Annotated in this window: 25 protein-coding genes; 12 read left to right on the forward strand and 13 right to left on the reverse strand. The window is 67.5% G+C overall.

What is annotated here, in order from left to right; all coding sequences use genetic code 11:
* Window positions 1–100: 100 nt before the first annotated feature.
* The 5 genes from DIE15_RS22445 to DIE15_RS22465 all read left to right on the forward strand — a co-directional run bounded on the left by DIE15_RS22445 (window position 101) and on the right by DIE15_RS22465 (window position 4,992).
* Entirely contained in the window at window positions 101–691 is a 591-nt protein-coding gene (locus DIE15_RS22445) for a hypothetical protein (protein ID WP_124834369.1), read from the forward strand.
* A 74-nt stretch (window positions 692–765) separates the two neighbouring features.
* Window positions 766–1,038 carry a hypothetical protein gene (locus DIE15_RS22450; protein WP_082664857.1) on the forward strand — a complete coding sequence of 91 codons (273 nt, stop codon included), beginning with the start codon at window positions 766–768 and terminating at the stop codon, window positions 1,036–1,038.
* A gap of 44 nt (window positions 1,039–1,082) precedes the next feature.
* Entirely contained in the window at window positions 1,083–2,720 is a 1,638-nt protein-coding gene (locus DIE15_RS22455; RefSeq protein ID WP_124834370.1) for a chemotaxis protein CheA, read from the forward strand.
* A 155-nt stretch (window positions 2,721–2,875) separates the two neighbouring features.
* A complete protein-coding gene (locus tag DIE15_RS22460) occupies window positions 2,876–3,460 on the forward strand; it encodes a hypothetical protein (RefSeq protein ID WP_057928836.1) in 585 nt (194 codons plus the stop codon).
* Between the two features lie 110 nt (window positions 3,461–3,570).
* Window positions 3,571–4,992, forward strand: a complete 1,422-nt coding sequence (locus tag DIE15_RS22465; protein ID WP_057928835.1) for a sigma-54 dependent transcriptional regulator — start codon at window positions 3,571–3,573, stop codon at window positions 4,990–4,992.
* Between the two features lie 58 nt (window positions 4,993–5,050).
* Here DIE15_RS22465 and DIE15_RS22470 read toward each other — a convergent pair whose 3' ends face one another.
* Entirely contained in the window at window positions 5,051–5,542 is a 492-nt protein-coding gene (locus tag DIE15_RS22470) for a hypothetical protein (RefSeq protein WP_124834371.1), read from the reverse strand.
* A 361-nt stretch (window positions 5,543–5,903) separates the two neighbouring features.
* On the opposite strand from DIE15_RS22470, the gene DIE15_RS22480 reads away from it, so the two are divergent.
* Window positions 5,904–6,557, forward strand: a complete 654-nt coding sequence (locus DIE15_RS22480) for a response regulator transcription factor (RefSeq protein ID WP_124834372.1) — start codon at window positions 5,904–5,906, stop codon at window positions 6,555–6,557.
* Window positions 6,558–6,690: 133 nt separating this feature from the next.
* Here the strand turns inward: DIE15_RS22480 and DIE15_RS22485 are convergent, their stop codons facing one another.
* Window positions 6,691–8,244 carry a methyl-accepting chemotaxis protein gene (locus tag DIE15_RS22485; protein ID WP_057928832.1) on the reverse strand — a complete coding sequence of 518 codons (1,554 nt, stop codon included), beginning with the start codon at window positions 8,242–8,244 and terminating at the stop codon, window positions 6,691–6,693.
* 275 nt (window positions 8,245–8,519) lie between these two features.
* Between DIE15_RS22485 and panE the strand changes: the two genes are divergently transcribed.
* Window positions 8,520–9,458: a 2-dehydropantoate 2-reductase gene (panE, locus tag DIE15_RS22490; protein ID WP_057928887.1), complete on the forward strand. Its 939-nt coding sequence runs from the start codon at window positions 8,520–8,522 to the stop codon at window positions 9,456–9,458.
* 77 nt (window positions 9,459–9,535) lie between these two features.
* On the opposite strand, the gene DIE15_RS37105 is transcribed toward panE, so the two are convergent.
* The 7 genes from DIE15_RS37105 to DIE15_RS22520 form a co-directional block, all read right to left on the reverse strand.
* A complete protein-coding gene (locus DIE15_RS37105; protein ID WP_162840573.1) occupies window positions 9,536–9,679 on the reverse strand; it encodes a hypothetical protein in 144 nt (47 codons plus the stop codon).
* 200 nt (window positions 9,680–9,879) lie between these two features.
* A complete protein-coding gene (locus DIE15_RS22495; protein WP_124834373.1) occupies window positions 9,880–10,464 on the reverse strand; it encodes an NTP transferase domain-containing protein in 585 nt (194 codons plus the stop codon).
* A gap of 366 nt (window positions 10,465–10,830) precedes the next feature.
* A complete protein-coding gene (locus DIE15_RS22500) occupies window positions 10,831–11,226 on the reverse strand; it encodes a type II toxin-antitoxin system VapC family toxin (RefSeq protein ID WP_057928886.1) in 396 nt (131 codons plus the stop codon).
* Entirely contained in the window at window positions 11,223–11,462 is a 240-nt protein-coding gene (locus tag DIE15_RS22505) for a type II toxin-antitoxin system Phd/YefM family antitoxin (protein ID WP_057928830.1), read from the reverse strand. Before DIE15_RS22505 ends, DIE15_RS22500 begins: the two co-directional genes overlap by 4 nt.
* Before the next feature lie 121 nt (window positions 11,463–11,583).
* Window positions 11,584–12,267 (reverse strand): Fe2+-dependent dioxygenase, encoded by a 684-nt coding sequence (locus tag DIE15_RS22510; protein ID WP_057928829.1) that lies wholly within the window; start codon window positions 12,265–12,267, stop codon window positions 11,584–11,586.
* Complete coding sequence (locus DIE15_RS22515; RefSeq protein ID WP_124834374.1) at window positions 12,264–13,025, reverse strand: tetratricopeptide repeat protein; 762 nt, start codon at window positions 13,023–13,025, stop codon at window positions 12,264–12,266. The genes DIE15_RS22510 and DIE15_RS22515 overlap by 4 nt, the downstream gene beginning before the upstream one ends.
* Window positions 13,026–13,028: 3 nt before the next feature.
* Entirely contained in the window at window positions 13,029–15,272 is a 2,244-nt protein-coding gene (locus DIE15_RS22520; RefSeq protein ID WP_124834375.1) for a TonB-dependent siderophore receptor, read from the reverse strand.
* A gap of 322 nt (window positions 15,273–15,594) precedes the next feature.
* Here DIE15_RS22520 and DIE15_RS22525 point away from each other — a divergent pair, with 322 nt between their 5' ends.
* Window positions 15,595–15,834, forward strand: coding sequence for a FitA-like ribbon-helix-helix domain-containing protein (locus tag DIE15_RS22525; protein WP_057928885.1), 240 nt, complete (start codon window positions 15,595–15,597; stop codon window positions 15,832–15,834).
* Window positions 15,831–16,250 (forward strand): type II toxin-antitoxin system VapC family toxin, encoded by a 420-nt coding sequence (locus DIE15_RS22530; protein WP_057928826.1) that lies wholly within the window; start codon window positions 15,831–15,833, stop codon window positions 16,248–16,250. The genes DIE15_RS22525 and DIE15_RS22530 overlap by 4 nt, the downstream gene beginning before the upstream one ends.
* A gap of 137 nt (window positions 16,251–16,387) precedes the next feature.
* On the opposite strand, the gene DIE15_RS22535 is transcribed toward DIE15_RS22530, so the two are convergent.
* Window positions 16,388–17,683 carry an aspartate carbamoyltransferase gene (locus DIE15_RS22535; RefSeq protein WP_057928825.1) on the reverse strand — a complete coding sequence of 432 codons (1,296 nt, stop codon included), beginning with the start codon at window positions 17,681–17,683 and terminating at the stop codon, window positions 16,388–16,390.
* Between the two features lie 235 nt (window positions 17,684–17,918).
* Here DIE15_RS22535 and DIE15_RS22540 point away from each other — a divergent pair, with 235 nt between their 5' ends.
* A complete protein-coding gene (locus tag DIE15_RS22540) occupies window positions 17,919–18,053 on the forward strand; it encodes an entericidin A/B family lipoprotein (protein WP_057928824.1) in 135 nt (44 codons plus the stop codon).
* Window positions 18,054–18,151: 98 nt separating this feature from the next.
* On the opposite strand, the gene DIE15_RS22545 is transcribed toward DIE15_RS22540, so the two are convergent.
* The 3 genes from DIE15_RS22545 to DIE15_RS22555 form a co-directional block, all read right to left on the reverse strand.
* Entirely contained in the window at window positions 18,152–18,724 is a 573-nt protein-coding gene (locus DIE15_RS22545; protein WP_057928823.1) for a hypothetical protein, read from the reverse strand.
* A gap of 125 nt (window positions 18,725–18,849) precedes the next feature.
* Window positions 18,850–19,809: a DMT family transporter gene (locus DIE15_RS22550; protein WP_124834376.1), complete on the reverse strand. Its 960-nt coding sequence runs from the start codon at window positions 19,807–19,809 to the stop codon at window positions 18,850–18,852.
* 198 nt (window positions 19,810–20,007) lie between these two features.
* Window positions 20,008–20,802 carry an AraC family transcriptional regulator gene (locus DIE15_RS22555; RefSeq protein ID WP_124834377.1) on the reverse strand — a complete coding sequence of 265 codons (795 nt, stop codon included), beginning with the start codon at window positions 20,800–20,802 and terminating at the stop codon, window positions 20,008–20,010.
* A 170-nt stretch (window positions 20,803–20,972) separates the two neighbouring features.
* Between DIE15_RS22555 and DIE15_RS22560 the strand changes: the two genes are divergently transcribed.
* Both DIE15_RS22560 and DIE15_RS22565 read left to right on the forward strand, forming a co-directional pair.
* Window positions 20,973–21,806, forward strand: coding sequence for a molybdenum cofactor biosynthesis F family protein (locus DIE15_RS22560; protein WP_124834411.1), 834 nt, complete (start codon window positions 20,973–20,975; stop codon window positions 21,804–21,806).
* On the forward strand, window positions 21,803–22,612 hold the full coding sequence (locus tag DIE15_RS22565) for an SDR family oxidoreductase (RefSeq protein WP_124834378.1): 810 nt from the start codon (window positions 21,803–21,805) through the stop codon (window positions 22,610–22,612). The genes DIE15_RS22560 and DIE15_RS22565 overlap by 4 nt, the downstream gene beginning before the upstream one ends.
* Window positions 22,613–22,665 lie beyond the last annotated feature (53 nt).

Raw genomic sequence — 22,665 nt, forward strand, 5'->3', positions numbered from 1 at the left:
TAGCGTTCGTCATTGGCTGGCGGCGCGGATGCCGGGTTCCGCTCGATCGGGGCAGACCCGGCTCCGCCACCGCCGAACCTTCTCAGAGCAAGGGATTGCTATGAAAGCCAAAGTCATTTTAGCGACAGCGCTTACCGTCCTATCGTCGGCCGTACTGGCCGCCGGATCGACCACGACCAACCAGACGCAATCCGTTGCAGCGGGTGTCTCCGGTTCGGTACTGATCGGCTCCGGCAGCTATACGAGCAATTCGAATTCGGTCGCTGGCGCGAACGCAGGAAGTACCGTGACACCCGCTGGTTCCACCGGCACGGCAACCGCCTTTCACAACTCGACTTCGACGGCCAGCGGCTGGGGCTCGAACGGGGGCGCGTTCGCGGCAGGCGGCGGTATCGGTGCCGCAGGCTCGTACGGTGGAAACAGCAGCACGAACGAGAACGCGAATGCGCTGTCGGGAGGGGTGACCGCCACGATCGTACTCGGCGCGAATCACTACACGGCCTCGGGCGGGAACGACCAGGGTATTGCCAACGCTGGGGCCACCGGGTTGACGGGTATGGGCGGGTCCGGTGCGATCGCGGGTTCGAATCACACCAACTCGTCGACCGTGTGGAGTACCGGTCCGGCCGGCTCGCCGTCCGCATCGGGCGGAAGCCAGGGCAGTTCGAGCGCGACCGGAAGCAGTCAATAGACAGGTGCGGGGGGACCAGTTTCCCAGCGACTCTGGTCTCTTTTCTCGCGCTTTTGTTCAAGTAAGGAGTTGGCATGAAGCAGAAACTGATTGCCGCCGCTCTGATGCTCGCGTCTCTGACGGCATATGGCGCTGACCGTGCTGCCGAGGACGTGCAATCAAATTTGCAGACGTCAAACCCTACAACCAACCCGTCACAACAACAAACGCTTTCGTCGGGCAGTGCCATCGGCACACCGGACTCCCAGGCATGGCCGGGAATGTCGGGCGGCTCATGGTCCCAGCTGGGTAGCGGCTGGAAGCAGTTCGGGGAAGCGGGCAAAGCTGAAGGAATTCAGGGGAATTAGTACGGTTGCCTGGGTGGGAGGTCAAACCTCGTCCGGAGAGTGAAATGAACAGCAACAAGATCAGGGTGGCATGTGCGGCAATGTTCGCGATGGCCACGATCGGTGCCCAAGCGCAAACAGCGGATTCGACCTCGAGTTCGCAATCGTCAAGCGGTTCGACTGCGATCAGCCAGGGCGGCGGCTCGAGCATGAACACGAACACGACGAGCTCGCGCGGCGGCAATGCCACCAGCAGCAGCGGGGTTCGCAGCAGCGGCAATTCGAGCGTGCAGGTCAACTTGACGATGCCGTCCTCCACGAGCGGCGGCTCGAACGTGACGCCGCAGGGCGTGAGCGCGCTTCAGTCGGCCGGTTCGCCCGGCACCAACCCGTACAACACCCAGGCATCGGAAAACGTCAACTACTCGGGTACCCAGACGATCAAGACGAACCCGGCGATCCAGGCGCCCGGCCTCACGACCACGCTGTCCGATACCTGCATGGGTTCGGTGAGCGTCGGCGTGTCGTTCCCGGGGTTCGGCGCGACCGGCGGCACGACCCTGGTCGACCAGGCATGCGTGCGTCGTCTCGATGCGCGTGAATTCCGCGCGATGGGGCTGACCGACGTCGCGCTCGCGCTGCTCTGCCAGAGCGATGCGAACCGGCGCGCGGTGGAGGCAACCGGACACCTGTGCCCGGGCACGACCGCGCCGCTCGCACGTTCGAACGTGGCACCTTCCGCCGAAGCGACCGTGGCCGACGACGTGAAGTATCGCGATCCGATCGTGCGCAACCGCATGGGCCTGCCGCCGCTCGACGCGGCCGCGCCGGTGCAGACGCGCCCGGTGGCGACGACCGCGGTCCAGACGGCGCCGATCCCGGTGCCGGTGCCCGCGCCGTCGATCGCCATGCCGGCCGTCAGCGCGGTGCCTGCCGCGACGCAGGCAGCCGCCGTGAAGGCGTCGCAAGCCGCTGCCGTCGTGCCTGCCGCCGCACCGGCTGTCGCAGCCGCACCGGCTGTCGCAGCCGCACCGGTTGCCGCAGCCGCACCGGCGGTGAGCGCCGTGCCCGCCGCCGCACCGGCCGCGATGAGCGCGGTGCCTGCTGCCGCGATCGTGGCAGCGCCGGCCGTCGCCGACAAGGCGCCGGAACAGCCCGCACCGGCGGTTGCCGACAAGGCACCGGAACCCGCACCGGCCGCAACCGACGCCGCCGCGCAAGCGGCAGCGGCGCCGGCGGTCGACACGAAGGCGCCGGAACCCGTGCCGGCAGTTGCCGACAAGGCGCCTGAACCGGCACCGGCTGCAGCCGACACCGCAGCGCAAGCCGCGGCAACGCCGGATGCCGACGCGAAGGCGCCGGACACCGCGCAAGCCGCACCGGCCGCGACCGACGCCGCGCCGCAGGCTGCCGACGCAGCAGCGCCCGCGATCGATGCGAAGGCAGCCGAACCGGCTCCGCAGGCAGCAGCCGAAGCGCCCGCGCCGGAAGCCGCGCAGCCTGCCGCAGCGGCTGCGGCGGCCGACACGCCGGCTGCCGACGCGAAGGCGACGGACGCGGTCGAATCCGCTGCCGCGCCCGCACCGTCGGCCGAGATGCCGGCCGCATCCGATCCGGCGCCGGCCACGGTCGACCAGCAGGCTAGCCCGGCCGTACCGGCGATGCCGGCCCCGACCGTCATCTCGACGAGCACGTCGTCGTGAGCCTGCGGGCCCGGCTCTCGTGCGATCGGCATGCCGGTCGCACGGGAGCAGCCGGATCCGCTGCGCGACGCACGTCGCAAGTTTGACGGGTGTTGGTCCCATCCCCGAGGTCAACACCTCTTTTTGCCTGACGAGGGTACAAGGAGGCCTCAATCATGAGGATCTTTTTGGTCGCTCTGCTGTTGTGCGGCACACAAGCCGCTGCGCAGTCGGTTTTCCAGAACCCTGCGGTCTTTGTCATCCTGAGCGAGCAGACCCTCGCGAACGCCGCGAGCGTCCAGCAGGCGCTGACGACGCTCGGCCGCCCGGACAACACGGCATGCGTGCCGATGATGATGGTCGGCGATCCGCAGATGATTTACATGATGCCGGAGGAAGGACACGCGCCATCATGGCGATCGCCGGTGTACGGCCGCGGCGCGCCGTTCGAAGCGCAGCGCGGGCCGACCCCGACCGGCAAGACGGTCGGCGCGATGCAGCACGCGGAGGACATGCAGACCCAGCCGTGGAGCGATAGCAGCGCGATCACGCAGAAGATCGCCGGCGAGTCGAGCCTGTCCGCGTCGGCGCGGGTCGACGACTGGCAACGCAAGGGGCTGAACACGATCGAGACGGCGCCCGCGACGGAAGTGACGGTGAACGGCAAGACCTACCGTGCCTACCGCGAAGAGCTCAACCAGGCCGCGCGGCCCGTCGTCGAACCGCAGATCTATACGCAGCGTGTCGTGTTCTGCCGATAACGAAACGTTCCCGAGCGGACACGCAGGCAGCACAGCGCAGCGCGGACAGGGAGGCCCGCCGCGCAGCGCGCCGCCCACTCCGCCGGACAACCCTATGCAATGAGGTCATCGTGAACCATTGCTGTCCGATCAGACTGTCAGGCCCGCAGGAGCGGGAACGGGCCGCATGCGCGCCGCCGTTCGTCGCGGTCCGGGCTCACCACACCGCGCCGTCGCGCCCGCTCGTCTATCTGTCGCAGCATCCCGACGCGGAGCTCGTCGACTGTCTCGCATCGCGCGGCTGGGACGTATGGCGCGCGAAGTCCGTTGCGGACGCACTCAATCTCGTCAAGACGAACCGGCTGCATGCGGGCGTCGTCGATTTTGGCGATTTCGCGTCACCCGACGTCGCATCGTTCGAGGCGCTGCTGCGCGATCCGCGTATCGGCTGGGTCGCGCTCGCCGATGACGAGCGGCTGCGCGACGCCACCATCGCGCGCCTGATCCGCCAGTGCTGCTTCGACTACGTGCGCAACGCGACGGCCTACACGACGATCGGCTATCTCGTCGGCCATGCGTACGGGATGCTGAAACTGGCGGAAAGCGAACCGGATGCCGATGCCGCGCCGCCCGGCGGTGCGATGATCGGCGCATGCGACGCGATGCGCCGCCTGTTCGCGACGATCCGCAAGGTCGCGAGCACCGAGGCCACGGTGTTCATCGCCGGCGAATCCGGCACCGGCAAGGAGTTGACCGCGGCGGCGATCCACCAGCATTCGTCGCGCGCCGACGCGCCGTTCGTCGCCGTGAATTGCGCGGCCATCCCGTCGACGCTGCTGCAGGCCGAGCTGTTCGGTCATGAACGCGGCGCGTTCACCGGCGCGCACCAGCGCAAGATCGGCCGCATCGAGTCCGCGCACGGCGGCACGCTGTTTCTCGACGAAATCGGCGACATGCCGTTCGAGAGCCAGGCGAGCCTGCTGCGGTTCCTGCAGGAGGGCAAGATCGAGCGACTCGGCGGGCACGCGTCGATTCCGGTGGACGTGCGGATCGTGTCCGCGACCCACGTCGATCTCGAGGCCGCGATGCAGGCGGGGCGATTCCGTGCGGACCTGTATTACCGCCTGTGCGTGCTGCGCATCGACGAGCCGCCGCTGCGCGCGCGCGGCCGCGACATCATGCTGCTCGCCGACCACGTGCTGCGGCGCTATCGCGACGACGCCTCGCACCGGATTCGCGGCTTCATGCCGTGCGCGATCGAGGCGATCCACAGTTATGCGTGGCCAGGCAATGTGCGCGAGCTGATCAACCGGATCCGCTTCGCGGTCGTGATGACGAACGGCCCGCTGATCTCGGCCGTCGATCTCGAACTGAACCAGTACACGTCGCACCGGCCGCCTACGCTCGTCGACGCGCGCCGGCAGGCAGAGCGGCGCACGATCGAGGAAACGCTGTTGCGGCATCGGCGCCAGTATGCCGACGCCGCGACGGAACTCGGGGTTTCGCGCGCGACGCTGTACCGCCTGATGATCGCGCACGGCCTGCACGACTGACGCCGGTTGCGCCCGCGCGGCACGCGGCCTCGCATCGCGCGGCCGCCGGCCCGTGGCGTCAGGCCGGCCGTTCGAAGTCCGATTCGACCCAGCGTGCGGCGCTGGCCTTGTTGAGCTTGAACCCGGCGGACACCTTCGCGTCGGCCAGCAGCTCGCCGTACGGGTCGAACGCCTTCAGTTGCGCATACGGCTCGAACTCGTCCGGCACGATGTCGAGCGTCACCGACACATCCTGCCCGTCGTCGTCCTGGACCGTCACTTCCTTGTGCAGCATCGCGCGGCGCTGCTGCTCGTGACGCATCAGCACCTCGGTCGCGGTCTTTACCAGCGTGCGGAACGCGTTCGCGTCCATCGGCTTCGGGTTCTTCTTGTCGCGACCCATCGTCCACGGGCCGACGAGCGCGGGCTCGGCTTCGCCGTCCTTGATCATCTCGACGGCCCAGCCGTCGTCGTCTTCGTTCTTGATGATGCGGGCCATCCAGCCGTTGTCGCGCCAGAGGCCGTCTTCGTGGATGGTGGTGTCGTCGGATTGCAGATCGGATTCGGTCATGGAGGAAGCGTGGCGAACGGGCGGGGCGCGCGGCCGCGAGCGGCGCGCTGCCCGCGGCCGGTCGCCCGGAGTGGCATGCAAAGGCCGCAATTTTACCCCGTGGGCCGTCCGTGCGGCCCGTGCCGCGTGCGATGTCGGCCGTCCGGCCGACTCAGGCTGCCGCCGATCGGTCGGACCGGTGCAAATATCAAACTCGTATTACGTTCCTGCGGGCCAATCTATACGTCGTCCGATATCCCGGCCGCGCGCCGCTTCCTAGAATAACGGTCGGGATAAAAATATCCCGACCGTCGATTCAACGCCGATCCGGCCGCGCACGCATTTCGCGTCACGCGGCCCGGCGAACCTTCTGGAATTGCGCATGGGGAAATTCAGTATTCGCACAGTTTTCGCATACGACTGGCCGCTGACGCTGGCCGGCGTGGAGCACATTGCCGGCGGCATGTGCGCGATCGATCTCGTTGGCGTCTCCCGGACGCCGGGCGAACTGGTCGAGGCGCTGGGCAGCATCGACTGCGATATCGCGCTGGTCGACTATGCGATCGGCCGTGACACGCAGATGGACGGCCTCGCGCTGTTCGACTGGTTGCGCCGCTCGCGTCCGAACATCGGGATCGTCGCGCTGGTCGGGAACGAGAATCCGTTGATCTTCCGCTCGATCCTCGCGCAAGGCCGCGCGAGCCTTGTCAGCAAGTTCGACGAAGTCGGCCACATCGTCACCGCGATCCATTCGAGCTACAGCGGCGGGCGCTACCTGTCGCCGCTCGTCCGGCGCGCGCTCGATGCGCTCGTCGAACACGATCAGCCGCCGGTGAAACTGTCGACGCGCGAAATCGAGGTGATTCGCCTTTATCTGGCCGGCGTGCCGATCAAGACGATCGCGCAGCGGCTGAACAAGGGCAAGCAGACGGTCAGTGCGCAGAAGGTCAGCGCGATGAAGAAACTCGGCGTGACCAACGATATCGAGCTGGTCCAGCGGGCGGCGGGGCTGGGGTTCGGTGGCGCCAAGCCGTGAGCCGGCCAACCGGCGCGGGGTAGGTGCGAAAGAGGCGCGGGAGAGGCGCAGGCCGGGGCCGGCACCGCGCGGTGTCGGCCCGCCAGGCGAACTCCGCCGGGTTAGGCGGGGAGTTCGCTCGGCTCGGCTGATGTCAGGCCGGCAATGCGAACCGCGTGACCGCGTCGCGCAGCGCTTCGGCCTGGTCGCGCAGCGAATGCGCGGCGGCAGCGGCTTCCTCGACGAGCGCCGCGTTCTGCTGCGTGACCTGGTCCATCTCGCCCACCGCGCGGTTGACCTGCTCGATCCCCGCGCTCTGCTCGCGCGACGCATGGCTGATCTCGTCGAGGATCTCGTTGACGCGCCGTACCGACTGCACGATTTCGGCCATCGTCTCGCCCGCGTGCGTGACGAGCGTCGCGCCGTGCTCGACGGTCTCGTTCGACGACACGATCAGCGACTTGATCTCTTTCGCGGCCGTCGCCGAGCGTTGCGCGAGCGAGCGCACCTCGGCCGCGACCACCGCGAAGCCGCGGCCCTGTTCGCCCGCGCGCGCCGCTTCGACGGCCGCGTTCAGCGCGAGGATGTTGGTCTGGAACGCGATCCCGTCGATCACGCCGATGATGTCGCCGATCTTGTGCGAGCGGTCGGTGATTTCGTTCATCGTGCGCACGACATCGTCGACCACTTCGCTGCCGCGCGTCGCGACCTGCGCGGCCTGGCTGGCAAGCGTCGCGGCCTGGGCGGCGCTGTCCGCGTTCTGCTTCACGTTCGCGGTCATCTGGTCCATGCTCGATGCGGTCTGCACGAGCGCGGCCGCCTGTTCCTCGGTGCGCTGCGACAGGTCGGTGTTGCCCGACGCGATCTCGCTTGCGCCGACGTTGATGTTCTCCGTGCCCAGCCGCACGCGCGACACCATGTCGATCAGCCCGCTCTGCATCGTCTGCAGTGCATGCAGCAGGCTGCCGCGATCGTCGTGCTTCACGTCCACGCGCGCGGTCAGGTCGCCCTGCGCGATCCGCTGTGCGGCGTCGAGCGCGACTTCGAGCTCGCCGCCGAGGTTCGCGCGCACGCTTTTCAGTACGAGCACCATCACGGCCGTCGCGATCGCGCCGAGCACGGCCGTCATCGCGAACCAGCGGCCGATGCTCGCGAGCACGGCCGAACGTACGTCGTCCATGTACATGCCCGTCACGAGATACCAGTCCCACGGCGCGAAGCGCTGCACCGCGCTGGTCTTGTCCTGCGGCTTGTCGGCACCCGGCTTCGGCCACAGATACTGGACGAAGCCCTTGCCGCCTTCCTCGTTGCCGGCCTTCACGATCTCGACGAACAGGTGCTTGCCGTTCGGATCCGCGAAATTCGACACGTCCTTGCCGTTGAGTTCGGTCTTGATCGGATGCATCACGATCACCGGCTTCGAGTCGTTGATCGAGATGTAGCCGTCGGTGCCGTAGCGCATCGCGGCGATGGCTTCGAGCGCCTTCTGCTTTGCGTCGGCTTCCGGCAACGCATTCTGCTGCGACAGCTTGTAGTAATGATCGGCGACGTTCGTCGCCTGCGCGACCAGCGACGCAAGCTGGTCGCGGCGATCCGTGATCATCGACGCGCGCGTCTGCCACGCGCCGATGCCGGCGATCACGAGCAGGCCGAGCCACAGAATGACGATCATCGAGGCGAGTTTCTGGTTCAGGGAAAGGGTGCGCATGGGTAGTGAGGTTGGTCGGTCGAACAAGCGCGCCGGGACGGCGTGACGGGATAACTCTTTGACGGCGCGCAACGCACGTTGCCGTAGGCGGGAAATCCCTGAGAAACGTCAACCGGGGGCAACCGGGCGATACCGTCGAGCCCGCCATGGGTATCTATGCATATACATATGCAGCATCGCTATACTGTCGGGCGATGACGGCTGCGCATCGTGCCCGGACGGCGGGGCGCGGGCCGGCGACGTCGAACGAACCCGAAAGCCGAAAGGAGGCATCGATGAGAATTCTGGTGGTGGGGGCCGGCGCGGTCGGCGGATACTTCGGCGGCCGGCTCGCGGCGGCGGGGCGCGACGTGACGTTCCTGGTGCGCGACGGCCGCGCGGCCGCGCTCGCGCGCGACGGGCTCCTGATCCGCAGCCCGCGCGGCGACCTGACGCTCGCGAACGTGCAGACGGTGCGCGCGAGCGATGCGGCCGCGCCGTTCGACCTGGTGCTGCTGAGCTGCAAGGCCTACAGCCTCGACGATGCGATTGCGTCGTTCGCGCCGTTCGTCGGGCCGTCGACGCTGATCCTGCCGATGCTCAACGGGATGCGCCATCTCGACGTGCTGCGCGATCGGTTCGGTGCCGCGCAGGTGCTGGGCGGCCTGTGCGTGATCGCGGCGACGCTCGATCGCGAGCAGCGGATCGTGCACCTGAACGACACGCACGGGCTGTCGTTCGGCGAACTCGCCGGCGGCGCATCGGCGCGCGTGCGCGCGGTGGCCGACGTGCTCGGCGGCGCGGGCTTCGATGCGACGCTCAGCGACGACATTGCCGCGCGGATGTGGGACAAGTGGGTGTTTCTCGCGACGCTCGCGGCGAGCACGTCGCTGTTTCGCGGTTCGATCGGCGACATTCTCGCCGCGCCGGACGGTCGACGCCTGCTCGAGACGATGCTCGACGAATGCAATGCGATCGCCGCGCACAACGGTTATCGGCCCGATCCGGCGGCGGTCGAGCGGATGCAGCGGATGGTGCTGACGCCATCGCCGCTGACCGCGTCAATGCTGCGCGACGTCGAGAACCGCGCGCGGGTCGAGGCTGATCACGTGATCGGCGACCTGCTCGCGCGCCGCGACCCGCAGGCGGCGGATGCGCTGTCGCTGCTGCGAATCGCGTACAACCATCTGAAGACGTACGAGGTACGCGCCGCGCGGGAAAGCGCGGTGGTGTAGCGGCAGGCGCGTCCGGCGCGTGGTTCCGCGTCCGTTTGGGGAACGCGCCGACCAATGCGACGGCTGCCGATGCGCGGCTAAATGGGGTCCTTGCTCGGCGGTCCGTCCGGTTGCTGCGGGTTGTCGTGAGGATGCCCCGGCGGCGGTGGCGACAGCGGATCGTCTTCCGGATCGCGGTTCGGGTCGGCCGGGGGCTCGGGCATCGGGGTCGTGTGGTCCATGGGGAACTCGCGCAATGCGTGACGGCGGTGGCGCGGCGGATGCGCCTCGTCTCCGTTATAGGCAATCGGGCGGGTCTTTGCAGCGCGATTCTCGTGGCGGCATGCGGATTGGCGGCGACATGCGAGCTTCTGCAGGTGTCGCGCCGGCTCGCGCGACGACAGGCATCCGCGATGCACGATGCGGCTGGCGGGCGCCGATGTCAGCGCAGATCCGCGGGCGTATCGACGTCGCGCAGGATGCCGGGATCGTCGACGTCGAGCAGGTTCACCGGCGCGCTGGCGAACAGCGCACGGGCGCCGGCATCGCCGTCGAGCGCGGCGAGTGCATCGTAGTGGTGCGCGGCGAAACCGACCGGATGGCCGCGCATGCCGCGATGCACGGGGGCGACGATCGATGCGTCGTCGGCGTCTAGGGCGCGCGTGACCGCTTCGTAGGTGGGCGCGGCGATCCACGGCATGTCGCCGAGCGCGACCAGCCAGCCGGTTGCTTCCGGCGTGGCGCGCACGCCGGCTGCAAGGCTTGCACCCATGCCGCGCGTCGCGTCGAGCGCATAGACGACCTGGCAGCCGGCTTCGTTCAACAGGATCGCGAGCTTTTCGGCGCCGGGACGCACGACGGCGATCACGTCGGCCGTGGCCGCCGCGAGATGGCGCGCGGCCGCGACCGCAACGGGCGTGCCGTCGGGAAGCAGCGCGAGCAGCTTGCTGTGCAGACCGCTTGGGTCGAAGCGTTGACCGAGACCGCCGGCGAGCAGGACGCCGGTGGCGAGTGACGCATAGGACATCGGCGCGGGGGAGGAAGGCAGGTGGCCCGATTGTGCGGGAGCGGGCGGGGATCGGCAAGTGCGGATGTTACCGATGCGCGGGCATGGCAGCCGGAAAGAATGTCGGTGGGGGCTTCGGTGCGCGTGCTTTCGTCGGTTGGGCCGTAAACGGCGTGCGATTCGCGTTGTATTGCGGCCCAATAGCGGTTACCGAACGACCAATGCCGCCGTTCGGACGCGTAATTCGTGAAACAGGTGCGTGGTAGAGCGCCGAGCGGTAGTTGACGGTTTCGTGCGACCATCGCACTCGGTTCGATCAGACGAATCGCCTGTCGAATTGCGGCCGTGGGTGCCCGTGTTGCGATTCGGCCGACGCGTATATGACCGTCACCAAAGTGTCTTGACGTGTGCGTAAGCGCGGATCTTTTCGTCACGCGTGACCAGCGGCGCGCCGAGCCGCCGTGCGGTCGCAACGATCATGCGATCGGCCGGATCCTTGTGGAACGTGCCGGGCAGGGCGGTGGACTTTGCGGCGATGTCGGCGTCGATCGGCACGAAGCGCATGCCATCGATCTGAGCGACCGTCGCGAGCCACGCATCGACGTCCATCGTCAGCGCGAGGCGCTCGTTGCGCACCAGCATCGCGATTTCCCATGCGGAGATCGCGGACGCGGCGAGCGTGCCCTCATTGCGCGCGCGATCGATCGCGCTTCTGGCCTTCTTGCTGAGCGACGGATCGCCCGCCACCCACCACACCAATGCATGCGTATCCAGCACGATCACCGCGACGCCTCCCAATCATCATCCGCAATCGGATCGAGAGGATTGTCGTAGCGCATGACCGAGCCGCGCAATATGTCCAACGGCTGAGCTTCGCGGGCGTGGTACGGCCGGATCTCGAGCGTCGGCTTGCCGTGATCGGTGACGATGAGGCTTTCGCCTGACGCCTCGACGAGCCGGAAGTACTCGAGTGCGCGAGCCTTGAATTCGGATTTGGAGACGGGAGCGTGTGGCATCATGATATGAGCATGGTCATTTGACGATGGTCATTTTAGGCCGGCGTGGCGACCTGATGCAAGCGACGAGCGGGACGGTCTCGGCCGGCGTTTTCCGTGACGGCAACGGCTTTACCGGTTCACCCTACGCATCCGCCCACTTCCTCAACAGGTTGTGATAAATCCCCGTCAATGAAATGACCGTCGGATCCGTCGCGCCTTTTTCCGCAGACAACCCCTGAATCTGCGTATCGAGTTGAAACAGCAGCGTGCGGTCGCCATCGTCGCGCACCATGCTCTGGATCCAGAAGAACGATGCGACGCGCTCGCCGCGCGTGACCGGCGTCACCCGATGCAGGCTCGATGCCGGATACAGCACGAGATCGCCTGCCGGCAGTTTCGCGCGATGCACGCCATACGTATCTTCCACGCACAGCTCGCCGCCGTCGTACGCATCGGGCTCCTCGAGAAACAGCGTTGCCGACAGATCGCTGCGTACGCGAAAATCCGTGCCGCGCAGCAGCCGGATCGCGTTGTCGACATGCGTGCCGAACGTCTCGCCGCCTTCGTAGCGATTGAACAGCGGCGGAAACACCTTAAGCGGCAGCGCTGCCGAAAAGAACAGCGCATGTCGCGCCAGCGCATCCTCGATCGCATCGCCTACCGCACGCGCGACGGGCGAGCTTTCCGGCAATTGCCGGTTGCGTTTCGCGAGCGCCGATTGCGCACCCGACGTTGCGTTGCCGTCGATCCATTCGGCGGCATCGAGCAGGTCGCGGCATTGCGCGACCTGTGCCTTGGTCAAGACCTCGGGGATGTGAAGCATCATGTTGCGGATTCCATGGTCGTGGCGTGCGGCTGCAGTTGCATTGCCGCCGTCCGAAAAGCGTCGACCGGCGATGACGCGAGATACGCGACCATCTTCGCGACGAACGCTGGTGTCGCGGTGGCCGGCACGCGCGCGAGCCACATGAGTGCATCGTCGATGCGCCCGCGCTCGCCCAGCAGCCGGGCGTAGTTGAACTGGCCGCGGAAGTCGCCGGCCTCGGCCGCGCGGCGATAGTGGTCGAACGCGATGTCGGTATCGACAGCCACGATCCAGCCATCCTCGTAGAAGCCGCCGATCAGGTTGATCGATTTCGCATGGCCGAGCGCGGCCGCACGCTGGAACCAGTCGAGCGCGGCGGCGCGATCCTCGTCGACGCCGTTGCCGAGCGCGAGCGCCGTCGCGTAGTTGTACATGCCCCAGTCGAGCCCTGCCTGCGCGGCGAGCCGGTACCAGTACACGGCCACCGGCGCGCACGTGGCCGTACCCCAGCCGAACTCGTAGCAGCGGCCGAGCATGTTCATCGCCATCGGGTGGCCGGCTTGCGCCGCATGCCGGAACCAGCCGAATGCGGCAGCCGGATCGCGCGCGACGCCGCGCCCGTCGAGCAGGTACTGTCCGTAGACGGCCTGCGCGTCGACGATGCCGTGGTCGGCCGCCACCGCGACCCACGCGACGGCACGCTCGGGCGGCCCGGCCAGGATGGCGGCGAACTCGCGCGGCGATACCGACGCCAGCGCCTTCAGCGATACGGCTTCCATCGATCAGTAGCGCGCGTTCAGCGTGACGAACGCCGAGCGGCCCGGTGCGATCGACGCGTAGTGCGCCGGATACGCCTGATCGAAGTACGTGCGGTTGAACAGATTGTTCACGTTCAGCTGCAGGTCGAGCTTCTTGTTGATCCGGTATTGCGCCATCGCATCGAAACGCCAGTACGACGGCACGGCGCGCAGGTTCGCGGGATCGCCGAACACTTCCGACATGTAGAACGCACCGCCGCCGACGGTGAACTTCGGCGTCACGTCGTAGTTCGACCACATCGTCAGGCTGTGCTTCGGCGTGTTCGGGAAGCGGTGGCCGTTGTTGGCGGCGTCCTTGCCGTTGTCGCGCAGCTCGCTCTTCATGTACGTGTAGCCGCCGAACACCTGCCACTGCTTCGTGATCTGGCCGGCGACGCCGAGTTCGAGACCTTGCACGCGCTTGTTGCCGACCATCGCGTACTGGTTGTTCGGCAGCGTCACGCGCGCATTCGTCGTGTCGATCTGGAACAGCGCGGCGGTCAGCGACAGCTTGTCGTTGAGCACATTCCACTTCGTGCCGAGCTCGATGCTGCGGTTTTTCTCCGGCGCCATCTGATCGGCGTTCGGGCCGACGCCGCCGCGGCCCGGCGTGAGCGACTGCGTTTCGCTGCCTTCGCCGAGCAGCATGCCGGCCGGCGTCGACGAGGTCGCATACGACGCGTAGAGGCTGCCGTTGCGCGCGGGCTTGAACACGAGGCCGGCTTGCCAGTTCACGAGCGTGTCGTCGCGCGTGGTGGTCTTCCCGCCGTTCGCCCGGGTGTCGGTGAAGCGGGTCGAGTAGTCGTCGACGCGCACGCCGGCGTTCACCTGCCAGCGCGGCGCGAGCTCGATCGTGTCGAAGCCGTAGATCGACTTGGTCGTGGTGCGTGCATGCGCATAGTCGTTGTTGCGTGTGACGGACCCGGCCCACGGGTCGTTCGGGTTCGGCGACCACAGGCTCGTGCAGTTGTAGCCCGACGGCGCGCCGATGCCTTTCTGGCAGATCGTGCCCTTGTCGGTCGCGACCGTGTACGAATCGCGCTTGCCCCATTCGCGCGACAGCTCGATGCCGGTGGTGAAGCCGTGCTTGAACGGGCCGGTGCGGAATTCGCCGAACAGTTCGGTCAGGTTCGCGAGACTGTTGATCGCGCTGTTGCGATTGTTATTGCGGCGCCAGACCTTGCCGTTCACTACGTTGCCCTGGCTGTCGTCCGGCTGCGTCCAGATGTAGTCCTGCGTCGATTCCGTGTAGCGCGTGGTGTTGCGCACCGTCAGCCCGGGCGTGATGTCGTGCTCGATCTTGATCGTGCTGATGTCGGACGTGGTCTTGCGGAAGTCGCGGTCGATCAGGCCGTAGAAGTTGTGGCGGTCGACGGGCGCCGGATAGATCGTGTCGACGTTCGCGGGCTTGTTCGACGTTGTGTAGAAGTACGGAATGCCGCCGTCGGGCATGTCGTCCGTCTGCAGGTGGTAGTAGCTCGCGGTCACGCGCGTCGGCGTGCCGAGGCCGAACGCGATCGACGGCGCGACGCCCCAGCGCGCGTTGTTGACGGCGTCGCGGCCGGCGACGTCGTTGTTGTGGCTCATCAGGTTCAGGCGGAACGCGGCATGATCGGCGAACTGCCAGTTGCCGTCGGCGGTGAAGCGGCGGTAGCGGTCGGTGCCGAGGCCCGCGCTCGCGGCGGCGGTCGTGCCGAGATGCGGTGCTTTCGTGATCAGGTTGATGCTGCCGCCCGCGCCGCCGCGGCCGCCGTACGCGCCGTCGGAGCCCTTGGTGATCTCGACGCGCTCGGTGTTGAATATCTCGCGCGTGGTCGCGCCCGTGTCGCGCATCCCGTCGACGAACATGCTGCCCTGCGTGTCGTAGCCGCGGATGAACGGACGATCGCCGAGCGGGTTGCCGCCCTCGCCGGCGCCGAACGTGATGCCGGGCACGGTGCGCAGCGCTTCGGTCAGCGTTGCCGCGCCGCTGCTCTGGATCAGTTCCTGCGGGATCACGGTGACGGATTTCGGCGTGTCGACGAGCGGGGCGGTGAATTTCGCGGATGCGGAAAAGTCGGCCTTGTAGCTGTGCTCTGTCCTGCCCTGGATCTCGATCGGCGCGAGATGGCCCGCGGTGCCGACCGGGGCGGGCGGCGGCGTGCCGTCGGCGAACGCCGGGCTCGCGGCGAGCACGCTGCACAAGGTGGTGAATTTGCCGAGCTTCGGCTCTTCGGTACGGGACTTCATGGTGCGCTTCGACCTCGCAGTGTGGCCCCGGAGACGGTGTGCTACGGAACTGTGCATGCCGCCGGGAATTATTACGATTTGTTTTCAGGTTGCATTCTAAGTAATTTAATTGCAAATGAGAAGCATTCTTGTTTTTGTTGGTGGGAAGAATGTTGACGAATGTTGCGGAGGCCTCCGGGGCTTGCGGGGCGGGCGAGGATGGCCGAATGGCCGAGTATGAAGACCTGATCGAGCGAGCTACAGTGGCTGCATCTTCATTCGTCCATGGTGACAGCAAGGCGATAAAATGCATGCATTGAAAGCAACGGTGGCGGGGTGCATCATGCCTGTGATTACCGTTCGAAATTTGCCCGACGAGGTACATCGCGCGCTTCGAATCCGCGCGGCGCAACATGGTCGCAGCACCGAAGCGGAGGTGCGCGACATCCTCGAGCAGGCCGTTCGGCCCGGCGGGCGGCCCCGGCTGGGAACGTTGCTGGCTGAAATCGGGCGAGAGGCGGGTGGTTTCGATTTCGAGGATCCGCGCGACAGGTCGCAAACCGATCCGATGAGCTTCGAATGATCCTGGTCGATACCAACGTCATTTCCGAGCCGCTGCGGCGCGAGCCGAGCCCGGCCGTGATCGAATGGCTCGATGCGCAGAACGTCGAGACGCTGTTTCTTGCAGCGATCAGTCTCGCTGAAATGCGATTCGGCGTGGCCGCTCTGTCGGAAGGGCGACGACGTGACTGGCTCGAGCAAAGCATCGAGCAGCGCGTCGTGCCGCTGTTTCGCGGCCGCATCCTGCCGTTCGACGATGCGGCCAGCAACGCGTATGCGAGCCTTCGTGCGAAGGCTCGCGCAGCGGGCAATGCGATGGCGTCTGCCGAGGGCTTCATCGCTGCAACCGCCGCAGCAAATGGCTTGATCGTGGCCACACGCGACGTCGCGCCGTTCGAAGCAGCTGGCCTGCGCGTCATCGATCCGTGGGCCCGGTAATACCTGTCGGATTGCCCAGCATCATCCGCGCCGAAAATGCAAACGCGCCGTGCGAGGCGGCGCGTTGTGCGTGACGTCAGCGTGCGCGGCCCCTGAACTGAATCATTCAAGGGTAGCCGCGCGACGCGGGAGGCGGGTCAATCGATTCCGTGAAACACCGCATCCTCCGGCCCGAGGTATGCCGGCGGGCGCCACGTCGCGTCGCGCATCGAATGCTGGACGAGATTCTCGACCCCGAGCAGCACCGCGAAGATCGCCATTCGCACCGGAATGCCGTTGTCGGTCTGCCGGAAGATCGCGAGACGCGGGTCGCGGTTCAGGTCGACCGACAGGTCGTTCGCGCCGGGCCGGCTGTCGCGCGGCAGCGGGTGCATGATCAGCGTGTCGGGCTTGCAGGCGGAATCGACGAGCGCCTGGTTGATCTGGAAATCCGGCGTGTAGCCTTCGAACGACTCGTCGGTGAAGCGTTCCTTCTGGATCCGCGTCGCATAGACGACGTCCGCGCCGCGCAGCCCGGCCGCGAGGTCGTTCGTCTGCTCGATCACGTGGCCGTTCGTCGCGATCTGGTCGATGATGTACGCCGGCATTTCGAGCGTCGGCGGCGACACAAGCGTGAACTTCAATCCGCGGTACAGCGCGAGCAGCTTGACGAGCGAGTGCACGGTGCGGCCGTATTTCAGGTCGCCGACGAGCGCGATATGCGCGCCGTCGACGATCTTGCCGAGCCGCGAGAATTCGCGCTGGATCGTATAGAGATCGAGCAGGGCCTGGCTCGGGTGTTCGCCGGGGCCGTCGCCGCCGTTGATCACCGGCAGGTTGGTCGCGCGCGCGAATTCGGCAACCGAGCCTTTCTCCGGGTGGCGGATCACGAGCGCGTCGACATAGCCGGCCATCACGCGGCTCGTGTCGTAAATCGATTCGCCCTTGGCCATCGACGAGAACGTGAAGCCGGTTGTGTCGCACACCGAGCCGCCGAGCCGGCAGAAGGCCGCGCCGAACGACACGCGGGTACGCGTGCTGGCCTCGAAGAACAGGTTGCCGAGCACGGCGCCTTCGAGCACGCGCGAGATCTTGTGGCGGCGCGCGATCGGCTGCATCACGTCGGCGACGCGGAACAGCGCCTCAACCGAGTCGCGCGAAAACTGATCCACCGAGATCAATTGCGGCTTGCCTTCGAACAGGAACTGCTTCGCGAGCCCTTGTTTGTCTACGCTTTGCGTATAGTCCCCGCCATCCGGTGCCGAGCGGTCGACGATTTCCGACACGAAGCGCTCGACAATCTCGGGCATGCCGCGCGATTCCTGCGAGTCGTCGGGCAACAACCATGTATCCAGCGCGCGGCGGCTCACGCCGATGCGACTCGCGAACACTTCGCGGGTCATGTTGAGGCGGCGCATCGCGTCGCGCAGGAAGGCTTGCTGGGGAACGGTCATCGGCGGCACCTGATGAAAAAATATACGCGGTGCGTATATTAGTTCGCGGTGCGCCGAAGTCAAGAAAAATCTCGCGCGGCCGGCTGCATGGTCCGCGTGACACCGGTTCGGCCGGCACTGGCGCGCGGCGGCCGTCTCCGTATAATCAGGTCAGGCCCCGTGCCCTGCGAACTGCAGGGCGCCCCGCCGCATCCGATTCGCCCGGTCGGGCTTGTTGACTCGAAGGAGAGTGAGAATGACGCGTACGATTGCTGCAGTGCTGCTGGTGGTGACCGCCGCGCTCGCCGGTTGCAATACCGTTGCAGGCATGGGGCAGGACATTTCGAAGGGGGGCCAGGCGATCAGCGACTCGGCTGAAAAGGCCAAGTAAGCCGCCGGGTTCCGGAACGCAGAAGGCGCCGGGCCAGTTCGCGAGTGCGGGCTGGCCCGGCGCCTTTTTTATGGTTCGCGGTGAAGGCGGCGGCGGTGTCAGGCGCTTTCCACGAATGCGTAACGCCCGTCGACCTTGCGCGGCGTGAACCAGCCGAAGTCGGGGAACAGCCGGTTGCGGACGAACCAGACGTAGCCCACCAGGATGACCGTCACCCCGAGGCTCGGCAGCGCCGACGACGGATCGTGCCCGAGATCGGCGAGGATCTTCGGCAGTTGCAGCAGCGACAGGATGATGAACGCGTGATACGCGCCGACGCGATGGGTCGCGAAGCCCCAGATGAACAGCAGCGACAGCGGCACGGTCAGCACGAGGAACAGCACCGCAAGTCCTTTGCCGAGCGTACCTGCGCCACCGAGTTCGTTGGCGGCGGCCGAGAAGAGATAGGCGAGCACGAGGCTGATCAGCAGTTGCGCGATGCCGAGCCCGATGAGGATCCAGGTATGCACCTTGTTCTTTCTGCACAGCGCGGGGTCGGGGCGCGACGCGATCAGGCGTGCGAGCACGCGATCCTTGAGGCCCTGTCCGGCCAGCTCGGCCAGCACGTCGGCCTTCCTCGCGCCCGCGGACAGCAGCGCCGCGATTCTTGTTCTGGCTTCCTTCTTGTTCATGGCGATGCGAATGATTGTTCGATGGTTGTCGAATGGCCCGGTCACGCGAATATTGCATCTTGCGCGACGGTACGCAACGGCTTTGCCGTGCGCGGACACATTCCTACAGTCATCGCTCGCACGAATCAATCGGTAGCGCTCGACGTGGAGGCTGCCGGCCCCGTCGGCAACCTCGGCGGAGCGGCCGTTTCGCGTGTGGGTGGTTCACGTCGCCGCGTCGCGCCCACCAGCATTCCCGCGACGACGAACGCGATGCCGAGCAGCCGCGTGCCGCCCAGCGGCTCGCCGAACAGCGCGACAGCGAACAGCACGGCCGAGACCGGCGCGACGGCCGTGAACAGCGCGGCCTCGGTGCCGCTCGTGCGTGCCGAACCCGCATACCAGCACAGGTAGCCGAGCACGGTCGGCACCAGTGCGTAGTACGCGATCGCCGACACCGCGCCGACGGTCCATCCGGTCGCCAGCGCGTGCCATTCGAATGCGGCCGGCACCAGCGCGAGCATGAAGCCGAGGCCCGACATCGCCGTCGATAGCGCGAGCGGCGGCAATGGCGCCGACAGCCGCCGGTTGAGCAGGATGAACACGGCTTCGCAGGCGACGGCGGCCAGCACCAGCGCGTCGCCGGCGAGTGTCCGGAGCGACGGCATGGCCTGGCCGGGCGCGAACGTGACGAACAGCACGCCGGCGGTGGCAAGCGCGGCCGCGCCCCAGTCGCGCGGCGTCTGCCGCTCACGCAGCACGACCGCCGCGATCAGCGTCGACATCGCCGGCAGCGTGCCGAGCATCACGCCGGCATCGAGCGGCGACGACAGCCCCGTGCCGCTGATCAGCAGCACCGTATAGCCGACCCCACCCGCCGCGGCCTGGACGACCAGCAGCACGGCATCGCGTGCGGAGATGCGCGGCCATCGCATTCGTTGTGCACGCATCAGTGCGTACAGCAACGGGGTTGCGATCAGGAAGCGCAGCGCGGTGGCCGCGAACGGCGGCAGGCCGTCGGCCGCGAGGCGGCTCGCGATGACGGTGCTGCCGACGCCCGCCATCGCGGCGGCGAGATAGAGATAGCCAATCAGTCGTGTCTTCATGCGCCGCATCATCGCGTGGGGCGGTGTATGCGTCTTGAACGAAATTGCAGCGGTGATGGCGAGCGGAGCGAGGGGGCCGGGCGCGGCGGCCGCTGTTTCCGGATGGCGGGGAGCATCGCCAGCAAGAGCGGCTGATACCGAGCGGCAGCGATCGACGTCGTTGCGCCCGTGGTAACCGTGCCGGGGCAGGGAAACCTGTCAGCCGGCCTGCGTGAACCGCCCCGGCGTGATCCCGAACTGGCGTGCGAATGCACGCGTCAGGTGGCTCTGATCGGCAAATCCGGCTTCGGCCGCGGCATCTGCGATCGGTTGGCCGCTCGCGAGCAGTGCACGCGCCAGGCGAGTACGTGACTGCAAAAGATACGCGTGCGGCGTGATGCCGAGTTCGCGAGCGAACCCGCGCAGCAGCTGGAAGCGGCTCACGCCGCTCAGGCCGGCGAGTTCGGCCAGCGAAACGGGTGCGGCGGGTGCTGCATCGAGCCGCTCGCGTGCCACGCGGATCGCCGGCGCGATACCGGCGGCCGGCAGCGTGCGGTTCGAGTGCCGCGCAAGCAGCGCCGCGACCAGCGTGACGAGCGCCTCGTCGCGGGCGAGCGGCAGCGTGTCTGCCGCGACGATTCGTGCATGCAAGCGGCCGAAGGCGGCGGCGAGTTGCGTATCGCGCACGGCCGGATGCGCGAGCTCGACGCCGCCGAGACCTTCTTCCGCCGCGACGCCCGCGACCAGCGCGGGCGCGAGGTACAGCATCCGCCAGCGCCGGCCCGTGCCCGCATCGAGCGGCATGCCGTCGTGCATTTCGCCGGGATTGACCATGATCGCGTCGCCGGCCAGCGCATCGACCTGCCCGCGGCCGCTCCAGGACCGATGCGCGCCGCTGACGATCACGCCGATTCCGAATTCGTCGTGCGCATGCCGCGGAAACGTGCGATCGGACTCGAGGCTGATCGCCTCGATCCCTTCATCGTTCCGTCGGTAATGGGTGACACGGTGCATGGGTGCTCCTCGCGCCGGCAGCGGCGCGGATCACGTGCACTTTAGCGCGTTCCGGCGCCGCGCGCCCTTCATCCTTTTGGCCGATACCGCGCGGCGCGCGCAGCCCGCACCATGTGCACATGAGCAGCGTACACGGCCCGCCGGGCCTGAAGCTGCGCGGGAGACGGCAGGTGGAACGACAGGATCCGGTATTCATCCAGGTAGGCGCGCTTGCGGACGGCTTCGCGCCGGACGCGAACATCCTCGCGCCCGTGAACGCGCTCGTCGGGCGCTCGCTGGCCCTCGGCGACGCATCGGGCGCATGGCGCGTCTACACGTTCGACGCGGGCGCGCTGCAATGGCGCGACGCGGCGACCGACGCAAGCGGCCGTGCGCCGTGCCGCGTCACACGGCTTCGCGACGACCTGTACTTCGTCGACTATATCGACCCGGCAGCACGCGCGACGTCCGTCAGCCTCGTGATCGATGTCGGCAGCGGCGTGTGGACGTCGGTGGCCGGCACGCTGCCGACCGAGGCCGACACGCGTGTCGACGCGTTCACGCGCGTCGCGCGCGGGCTGCCGCTCACGGGCGTCGATGCGGCGTTCCGGCACGGCACGCTCGGCGGCCACACGCAGCCGGGCCCGCTGCATGGGCCCACGCGCGAACTGATCGGCAAGCGGACGATGTACTGCTACAGCCCCACCGAATGCTACGAGCACATCTACCTGAACGAAAACTTCTACGCATGGCAGTGTCTGCAGGGCGTCGAAGGCGGGCTGGCCGACGTCGACCGCTGCCATTACTTCAGGATAGCCGAGCAACTGTATCTGTTCGTGTGGCGCGAGAAGGTGGTGCCGACGCTCGGCGTCGTGCTGATCGACCTCGCGCAACGCAAGACCGACGGCAAGATCTTCGGTTATCAGGGCGGCGATTTCGGCACGCTGTCGAATTTCCCGATCGGCGCGCATGCGCAGGTGCTGAACGAGACCGAGCATCCGCTCGGCGGCGAGGCGCAGCGATGAACGCCGTGCTCGGCAGCGGCCGCCTGCGTGCGGATTTCGGCGGACGCGTCGTGCTGGTCACGGGCGCCGCGCAGGGAATCGGCGCGGCGATCGCGCGCCGTTTCGCGGAATCCGATGCATTCGTCGCGCTCGCCGATCTCAACGGCGACGCGGCTGCCGCGCAGGCCGACGCACTCGCCAGCGCGGGCGGCGATGCGCGCGCATATCGCGTCGACGCCGCGAGCCGCGACGAACTCGGCGCGCTCGTCGCGGCGGTCGAGCGCGACGGCGGCCGGCTCGACGTGGTCGTTCACAACGCCGCGTATTTTCCGCTGACCCCGTTTGCGCAGATCGACGAGCCGACGCTCGAGCGCACGTTGTCGGTCAACCTGTCGGCGCTGTTCTGGCTTGCCCAGGCTGCGCTGCCGGCATTCGAGCGCGCGGGGGGCGGGCGGCTGCTCGTCACGTCGTCGGTCACCGGGCCGCGCGTCGTCTATCCGGGGCTCGCGCACTACGCGGCGTCGAAGGCGGGCGTGAACGGCTTCATCCGCGCGGCGGCGCTCGAACTCGCGCGCCGCAACGTGACGGTCAACGGCGTCGAGCCGGGGATGATCCGCACGCCGGCGGCCGGCAATCTCGGCGACGCGTCGGTTGCCGCGCAGATCGCGCGCGACATTCCGCTCGCACGGATGGGTGAGCCGGACGACATCGCGAACGCGATGCTGTTTCTCGCGTCGGCCGATGCGGCGTATATCACCGGGCAGACGATCGTCGTCGACGGCGGCGCGACGTTGCCGGAGAGCGGGGCCGTGCTGGATGGCGGGTGACGCGAGCGTCGCCGATGGCGCGACCGCGGCTGTCGGGTGTGCCGGCAGGCGCG

This window comes from Burkholderia sp. Bp9031 (assembly GCF_003857965.1).
GTDB lineage: Bacteria > Pseudomonadota > Gammaproteobacteria > Burkholderiales > Burkholderiaceae > Burkholderia > Burkholderia ambifaria_A.